Here is a 7,216-nt window from a genome sequence, read left to right on the forward strand (position 1 = left end):
ACCTCACCCGTGACGACCATCAAGGAAGCCCCGACGCGGGCCGCGCGGCGGGACGCGGACGAACCGCGGGGCTGGCAGTTCAGCTCGCCCCTCGTGCTCACCATGCTGCTGCTCGTCCTGGTCGCGTTCCAGGGGCCGGTGCGCCGGGCGCTGTCCGTGCCGGTGATGCAGAGCTGGATGACCGTCTTCGTCGCGGTGGTCGTGCAGGCGCTGCCCTTCCTCGTCCTCGGCGTCCTGCTGTCGGCTGCCATCGCCGTGTTCGTCCCGGCGTCGTTCTTCGCCCGGGCCCTGCCCGCCCGGCCGGCCCTCGCGGTACCGGTCGCGGGGCTGGCCGGGGCCGTCCTGCCCGGCTGCGAGTGCGCGTCCGTACCGGTGGCCGGGGCGCTGGTGCGCCGCGGTGTCACCCCCGCGGCGGCGCTGGCGTTCCTGCTGTCCGCCCCGGCGATCAACCCGATCGTCCTGACGGCCACCGCGGTCGCCTTCCCGCGTGAGCCGCGGATGGTCCTGGCGCGCTTCGTGGCGAGCCTGCTGGTGGCCTGCCTGATGGGCTGGCTGTGGCAACGGCTGGGGCGCGCCGACTGGCTGCGGCCGCCCGCCCGTCCCTCCTTCGAGGGCCTCGGCAGGGGAGCGGCGTTCTGGGGGTCCGTGCGGCACGACGTGGTGCACGCGGGCGGTTTCCTCGTCGTCGGGGCGATGGCCGCGGCGACCCTCAAGGCCGTGGTGCCGGCGGACTGGCTGCACGCCGCGGCCGGCAACCCCGTGGTCGCGGTCCTCGCCCTGGCGGTCCTCGCCGTGCTGCTGTCCATCTGCTCCGAGGCGGACGCGTTCGTGGCGGCGTCCCTGGCCCCGTTCCCGCTCACCGCGCGGCTCGCGTTCCTCGTCGTCGGACCCATGATCGACCTGAAGCTGTTCGCCATGCAGACGGCCACCTTCGGCCGCGGGTTCGCCCTCCGGTTCGCCCCCGCGACCTTCACCCTGGCCGTCCTGGTGTCGGCGCTCGTCGGGTCGGTGCTCCTGTGAACCGGCAGGCACAGGCGGCCGTGCTCTTCCTCACCGGCGCCGCGGTGCTGCACGCCGCGTTCACCGACCTCTACCTGCGTTACGTCAAGGCCGGTCTGCGTCCGCTGCTGATCGCGGCCGGGATCGTCCTGATCGCCACCGCCGCCGCCACCGTCCGGTACGAACTGCGGGGCCGGCCGGCCGAGCGCGCGGAAGCGGGGGACGGACACGCCGAGGCGGGGGACGGGGACCGTGGGGGAGGGGACAAGCACGCTGAGGCGGGGGACGGGCACGGTCACGCCCACCGGGAGCCGCGGATCGCCTGGCTGCTGGTCCTGCCGCTGCTGGCGCTCATCCTGGTCGCCCCGCCCGCCCTCGGGTCCTACAGCGCCATGCACACCGGTACGGCCCTGCAGGCGCCGTTCGGCTACCCCGAACTCCCCGCCGGCGACCCGCTGCGGCTCAGCGTCGTCGACTACGCCGGCCGCGCCGCCTACGGCCACGGACGCTCGCTGGACGGACGGCGGGTCGAGATCACCGGGTTCGTGGCGCTCGACCGCGGCGGCACGCCCTACCTGGTCCGCATGGCACTCAACTGCTGTGCCGCGGACGCCCAGCCGGTCAAGGTCGGCCTGACGGGACGGATTCCGCCCGTCCTCCAGCCCGACACCTGGCTGGACGTCGTCGGCACCTACAGCCGACGGAGGGCCGAGGACCCCGTCAACGGCGGTGTGATCCCGTTCATCGAGGTCGAACTGGCGAAGCCCGTCCCGGCGCCGCACGACCCGTACGACGAGAGCTGGAACAGCTGACGCCCCGTTTCCCGCGGCCGTGCTCCTAAGGTGGTCGGCGTGACGACGAACAGCAGGCCACTGGCCGTATTCGACCTCGACGGCACCCTCGCCGACACCGCGCACCGGCAGCGGTTCCTGGAGCGCAAGCCGCGGGACTGGGACGCGTTCTTCGCGGCGGCGCCGAACGACCCGCCGCTGGCCGAAGGCGTCGCGCTGGCGCTGGAGAGCGCCGAGGAGTGCGAGGTCGTCTACCTCACCGGCCGTCCCGAGCGCTGCCGCCGCGACACCGTCGCCTGGCTCGCCGCCCAGGGCCTGCCCGAGGGGACCCTGCGGATGCGTGGCGACAACGACCGCAGGCCCGCCCGCCGCACCAAGCTGGAGGCCCTCCGCCGGCTGGCCCGGGACCGCGAGATCCGGGTGCTCGTGGACGACGACGAACTCGTCTGCGAGGACGCCGAACGGGCCGGGTTCACCGTCGTACGGGCCCGCTGGGCGGCCACGTCGGCGGCGCTGAAGGATGCACAGGAACGGGAGGGGCGGACCTGACCGGGCCGTCTCCCTCCCGCACGGGACCGTCGCGTCGGCGAGGAGGCCGTCAGTCGCCGTCCTCCAGACGGAAGCCGACCTTGAGGCCGACCTGGTAGTGCTCGATCTGGCCGTTCTCGATCTGCCCCCTGACCTGCGTCACCTCGAACCAGTCGAGGTTGCGCAGGGTCTGCGAGGCCCGGGCGATCCCGTTGCGGACGGCCTGGTCGACGCCCTCCGTGGAGGTGCCGACGATCTCGGTGACCCGATAGGTGTGGTTGGACATGCGGGTGCTCCTCTCCGCCGTGGCGCCTGTGCCACGCGTCACTCCACGGTGCCCCAGAGCGCGGCCGTGCGCGAGATGTCGGACACCCGTGGGAGCCGCCCGCCCTTCCCGGGGCACCCGCCTCCTCGCCCGCTCCCGGGCGGCTGTGGCCGGTTCAGCCCTTGACGGTTCTATTGGTCCATACCAAAATCCAGCACACCCGTGCGAGCGACCCCGCTCGTCCCCCCATGTCGGGCTCCCTTCCCCTGTCCGCAAGACAGAACAGGACCCCTCGTGAGACGTCGCCCCGCTGTCGCACTCCTCGCCGCCGCCCTCGTGTTCGCCTCCCTGCTGAGCGGGTGCGGAACCACCGCGGAGGGAGGCGGCGCGCGGCGGACCGTGACGGTGTGGCTGATGAAGGACAGTGCGTCCAGGGAGTTCCTGGCCCGGTTCACCGACGACTTCGAGCGGGCGCACGGCGACATCGAACTCGACATCCGGATCCAGGAGTGGACCGGGATCGGCGACAAGGTGCAGGCCGCGCTGAGGAAGCATGGGCAGGACGGCCCGGACGTGATCGAGGTCGGCAACACCCAGGTCGCGCAGTACGTCGCGGGGGACGGACTGCTCGACCTGACCCTGGAGTCGATGCGCGACTGGGGCATGGACGACTGGCTGCCCGGTCTCGCCGAACCGGGCCGGCACATCTCCCGCCAGTACGGCATCCCGTGGTACGCGGCCAACCGCGTCGTGATCTACCGCAAGGACCTCTTCGCGCGGGCCGGGATCAGCAAGCCCCCGAAGACGCGCGACCAGTGGCTCGAAAACACCCGCGAGCTCAACTCCGGGGGCACGCAGGGCATCTACCTGGCCGGGCAGGACTGGTACACCCTCGCCGGATTCGTCTGGGACGAGGGCGGCGAGCTGGCCGAGGAGACCGACGGGACCTGGAAGGGAGCCCTGCGGACGCCGGCCGCGCTGCGCGGGATGGACTTCTACCGGCGTCTCCAGGCCCTCGGCCAGGGCCCCGTCGACTCCGACGAGGAACACCCCCCGCAGGCCGGGGTGTTCGCCAAGGGGCGGATCGCGCAGATCGTGGCCGTGCCCGGCCTCGCCCAGGCCGTCGTGCGGGCGAACCCCGAACTGAAGGACCGGCTCGGCTACTTCCCGGTGCCCGGCCGGACGGCGGCCGCGCCCGGAGCCGTGTTCACCGGCGGTTCCGACCTCGTGGTGCCGAAGAACACCGACGACCGCCCCGGAGCCACCGCCGTCATCGCCGCGCTGGCCGGCGCCGAATGGCAGAAGGAACTGGCCCGGACGATGGACTACGTGCCCAACAAGACGACCCTGGCGGGCGCGGTGGCGGGCGAGGAGGGGGTCGCGGCCATGGCGGCGGGCGCCGCACAGGGCCGGGCGACTCCTCCCTCGCCCGAATGGGCCGCCGTCGAGGCGGACAACCCGATCAAGGACTACATGACGAAGGTCCTCACCGGATCCGACCCCGCGGTGGAGGCCGCCCGCGCCTCACGCCGGATCACCGAGGCACTGGCGGCCGGCGCGGGGTGACCCGCGCCGGCCCGCAGAGGGGGGCACCACCTCGAAAGGTCCCGGCCCTCCCGAGCCGTCGAAAGGTCCCGGCCCTCCCGAGGCCCCTTCACCGGGCCACGCTGAGCGAGAGCGCGAACCGCCCCTCCTCGTCCGTCCACCAGTGCGTCAGCTCCAGCCCGGCGGCGCCGAGATCCTCGCGCACCTTCTCCTTGCGGAACTTCGCGGAGATCTCGGTGTGCAGTTCCTCCCCGTCCGCGAACTCGACGACGAGGCCGAGCGCCGGGATCTTCACGGTCTGCGCCGCACGCGAGCGCAGCCGCATCTCGATCCACTCGTTCCCGGCGTCCCAGAGGGCGACGTGCTCGAATCCGTCGAGGTCGAAGTCGGCGCCGAGTTCGCGGTTGACGACGGACAGCACGTTCTTGTTGAACGCGGCCGTCACCCCGGCCGCGTCGTCGTAGGCGGCCACCAGCACCGAGGGGTCCTTCACCAGGTCCGTGCCCAGCAGCAGGGCGTCGCCGGGCGCCAGCAGCGAGCGTACGGACGACAGGAACGCCGCGCGCTCGGCGGGCAGCAGGTTGCCGATCGTGCCGCCGAGGAACACCACGAGGCGTGGCCCCGGGGTGTCCGGCAGCGTGAGACCGCCCGTGAAGTCGGCGATCAGCGCGTGCACGTCGAGGTCCGGGCGTTCGGCCACCAGGGCCTGCCCCGCCTGGGTGAGAGCGCTCTCGCTCACGTCGACCGGCACGTACGTGTGCAGCCCGGACAGCGCGTCGAGCAGGTGCCGGGTCTTCTCGGACGAGCCGGACCCGAGCTCCACGACGGTGCGGGCGCCGGTCGCCCCGGCGATCTCCCCGGCCCGGACACGGAGAATCTCCCGCTCGGCCCGCGTCGGGTAGTACTCGGGCAGTTCGGTGATCTTCTCGAAGAGCTCGCTGCCGTGCGCGTCGTAGAACCACTTGGGCGGCAGCGTCCTGGGGGTGCGGGTGAGGCCGTGCAGGACGTCGGCGCGCAGCGCCGCCTCCGTGGCGTCCTCGGGAAGGGTGCGGGTGACAAGCAACGGGCTCACGTGCGGGGCTCCTTGGATGGGGCGGGTGCCATGTGCGCCTGCGGCGCGCTCTGTTCCTGCGGGTCCTTGAGCGGGGTCAGCAGGACGTCGGTGCGGCTCGCCGCGAGCAGCGTGCGGTCCGGCACCTCCTGCCAGTGCGGATCGTCGTCGTAGGGCTCGGAGGCCACGACGGTGCGGCGGCCCGGTTCGGCCAGGTACCACAGCGTGTCGCCCCAGGCGGTCGCGGTGATCGTCTCGCCGTTGGTGAGCAGCAGGTTGAGCCGCGATCCGGGGGCCGCCGCGGCGACCTCCAGGACCGTGTCCGAAAGCGCCTGGCTCTCGTCGTCGCCGCCGGTGAGCCGGCTGAGGATCAGCGCCCACACGAGCGCCGAGTCGCAGCGTGCCTCCATCGACAGCAGGGCGGCGGCCGGCAGGGTCGTCGCGAGGCCGGCCAGGGAGTGCGGCCAGCCGGTGACGGCGCCGTTGTGGCTGAACAGCCAGCGGCCCGCGGCGAACGGCGCCGCCGCGGCCTCCCCGTCGGCGCCCGCCACGGTCGCGTCCCGGACCGCCGCGAGCAGCGCTCCCGAACGCACCACCCGCGCCAGGTCGGTGAAGGACTGGTCGCCCCAGATGGGCCCGGACCGGCGGTAGCGGGCGGGCACGGGGTCCCCCGCCGCGTACCAGCCCACGCCGAACCCGTCGGCGTTGACCGTCCCGTGGCGCTGTCTGCGCGGAGCCCACGACTGGCGGTACAGGGCGTGCGGCGGTGCCACCAGCAGCGAGCCGAGCGGTTCCTCGGGCCCCAGGTACGCCACGTGACGGCACATCAGGCGGCCCCGTCGCGGGCGGTGCGGAACCCGGAGAAGATCTGCCGCCGGATCGGGTAGTCCCAGTTGCGGAACGTGCCCCGGCAGGCCACCGGGTCCACGGCGAACGAGCCGCCGCGCAGCACCTTGTGCTCGGGCCCGAAGAACACCTCCGAGTACTCCTTGTACGGGAACGGGGCGAAGCCCGGATACGGCTCGAAGTCGCTCGCCGTCCACTCCCACACGTCGCCGATCAACTGCCGTACGCCGAGCGGGGACGCGCCGGCCGGATAGCTGCCGACGGCGGCGGGCCGCAGATGCCGCTGGCCGAGGTTGGCGCGCTCGGGTGTGGGGTCCTCGTCGCCCCAGGGGTAGCGCATCGACCGGCCGGTGGCCGGGTCGAACCGGGCGGCCTTCTCCCACTCCGCCTCGGTCGGCAGTCGCCGGCCGGCCCAGCGGGCGTAGGCGTCCGCCTCGTACCAGCTGACGTGCAGCACCGGCTCGTCCGGCGGGACCGGCTCGGTCACCCCGAATCGGCGGCGCAGCCACTGGCCGCCGTCCCGCTTCCAGAACAGCGGGGCGCGCAGCCGGTGTTCCTGGACCTGCGCCCAGCCCTCGGGCGCCCACCAGCGCGGCTCCCGATAGCCGCCGTCCTCGATGAACCGCTGGTAGGCGCCGTTGCTGACCGGTGTGGTGTCGATCAGGAACGCCGGCACGAGACGGTGGTGCGCGGGCCGTTCGTTGTCCAGCGCCCAGGGCTCGTCGGAGGTGCCCATGGTGAACCGACCGCCGGGGACCAGGACTTCGGACGGCAGCAGGTCATCGGGGGCGGGCGGCGGCTCGGGCGCGGTGAGCACGGCGGGGCCGCGGCGCAGCTGGTGGGTGATGAGCATGGTCTCGTCGTGCTGCTGCTCGTGCTGGGCGATCATGCCGAAGGCGAAGCCGGCGTCCAGCAGCGGACCGCCGTGCAGCGGGGTGTGCTCCAGGACGTCCAGCACCCGGCCGCGGACCTCGGCGACATAGCCGTGCGCCTCGTCGGGCGGCAGCAGCGGCAGGGCGGGGCGTGCGGCCCGCGGATGCTCGAAGGCGTCGTAGACGGAGTCGATGTCCGGCCGCAGCGCCTCCCGGCCGCCGACGGTCCGCAGCAGCCACTGCTCCTCCTGGTTGCCGATGTGGGCCAGGTCCCACACCAGCGGGGACATCAGCGGGGAGTGCTGGGCGACGAGGTAGG

8 protein-coding genes are annotated in these 7,216 nt (G+C 73.4%); 4 read left to right on the top strand and 4 right to left on the bottom strand.

Annotation, left to right across the window (positions count from 1 at the left end; all coding sequences use genetic code 11):
* The first annotated feature begins 9 nt into the window (after window positions 1–9).
* From AC069T_RS19085 to AC069T_RS19095, 3 genes are read left to right on the top strand one after another with little or no spacing between them, the layout of a single operon-like run.
* Entirely contained in the window at window positions 10–1,020 is a 1,011-nt protein-coding gene (locus tag AC069T_RS19085) for a permease (RefSeq protein ID WP_478783847.1), read from the top strand.
* Complete coding sequence (locus AC069T_RS19090; protein ID WP_478783848.1) at window positions 1,017–1,811, top strand: TIGR03943 family putative permease subunit; 795 nt, start codon at window positions 1,017–1,019, stop codon at window positions 1,809–1,811. The genes AC069T_RS19085 and AC069T_RS19090 overlap by 4 nt, the downstream gene beginning before the upstream one ends.
* 39 nt (window positions 1,812–1,850) lie before the next feature.
* Entirely contained in the window at window positions 1,851–2,339 is a 489-nt protein-coding gene (locus AC069T_RS19095; RefSeq protein WP_478783849.1) for a phosphatase domain-containing protein, read from the top strand.
* 49 nt (window positions 2,340–2,388) lie between these two features.
* On the opposite strand, the gene AC069T_RS19100 is transcribed toward AC069T_RS19095, so the two are convergent.
* A complete protein-coding gene (locus AC069T_RS19100; RefSeq protein WP_121407380.1) occupies window positions 2,389–2,604 on the bottom strand; it encodes a dodecin in 216 nt (71 codons plus the stop codon).
* A 273-nt stretch (window positions 2,605–2,877) separates the two neighbouring features.
* On the opposite strand from AC069T_RS19100, the gene AC069T_RS19105 reads away from it, so the two are divergent.
* The gene (locus AC069T_RS19105; protein ID WP_478783850.1) at window positions 2,878–4,149 is read left to right on the top strand and encodes an extracellular solute-binding protein; all 1,272 of its coding nucleotides are present in this window, start codon (window positions 2,878–2,880) and stop codon (window positions 4,147–4,149) included.
* Window positions 4,150–4,237: 88 nt separating this feature from the next.
* On the opposite strand, the gene egtD is transcribed toward AC069T_RS19105, so the two are convergent.
* The 3 genes from egtD to egtB form a co-directional block, all read right to left on the bottom strand.
* A complete protein-coding gene (gene egtD / locus AC069T_RS19110; protein WP_478783851.1) occupies window positions 4,238–5,200 on the bottom strand; it encodes an L-histidine N(alpha)-methyltransferase in 963 nt (320 codons plus the stop codon).
* Entirely contained in the window at window positions 5,197–6,006 is an 810-nt protein-coding gene (egtC, locus tag AC069T_RS19115; RefSeq protein ID WP_478783852.1) for an ergothioneine biosynthesis protein EgtC, read from the bottom strand. The genes egtD and egtC overlap by 4 nt, the downstream gene beginning before the upstream one ends.
* Window positions 6,006–7,216: ergothioneine biosynthesis protein EgtB (gene egtB / locus AC069T_RS19120; protein WP_478783853.1), on the bottom strand; the 1,211-nt coding region annotated here is incomplete at its 5' end. The genes egtC and egtB, both read right to left, overlap by 1 nt.

Source organism: Streptomyces sp. NPDC043867 (assembly GCF_056435845.1).

Bases quoted from the DNA above. Each gene is read 5' to 3' on its own strand.
- AC069T_RS19100 (WP_121407380.1), bottom strand. From the start codon at position 2,604: ATGTCCAACCACACCTATCGGGTCACCGAGATCGTCGGCACCTCCACG.
- egtC (WP_478783852.1), bottom strand. From the start codon at position 6,006: ATGTGCCGTCACGTGGCGTACCTGGGGCCCGAGGAACCGCTCGGCTCG.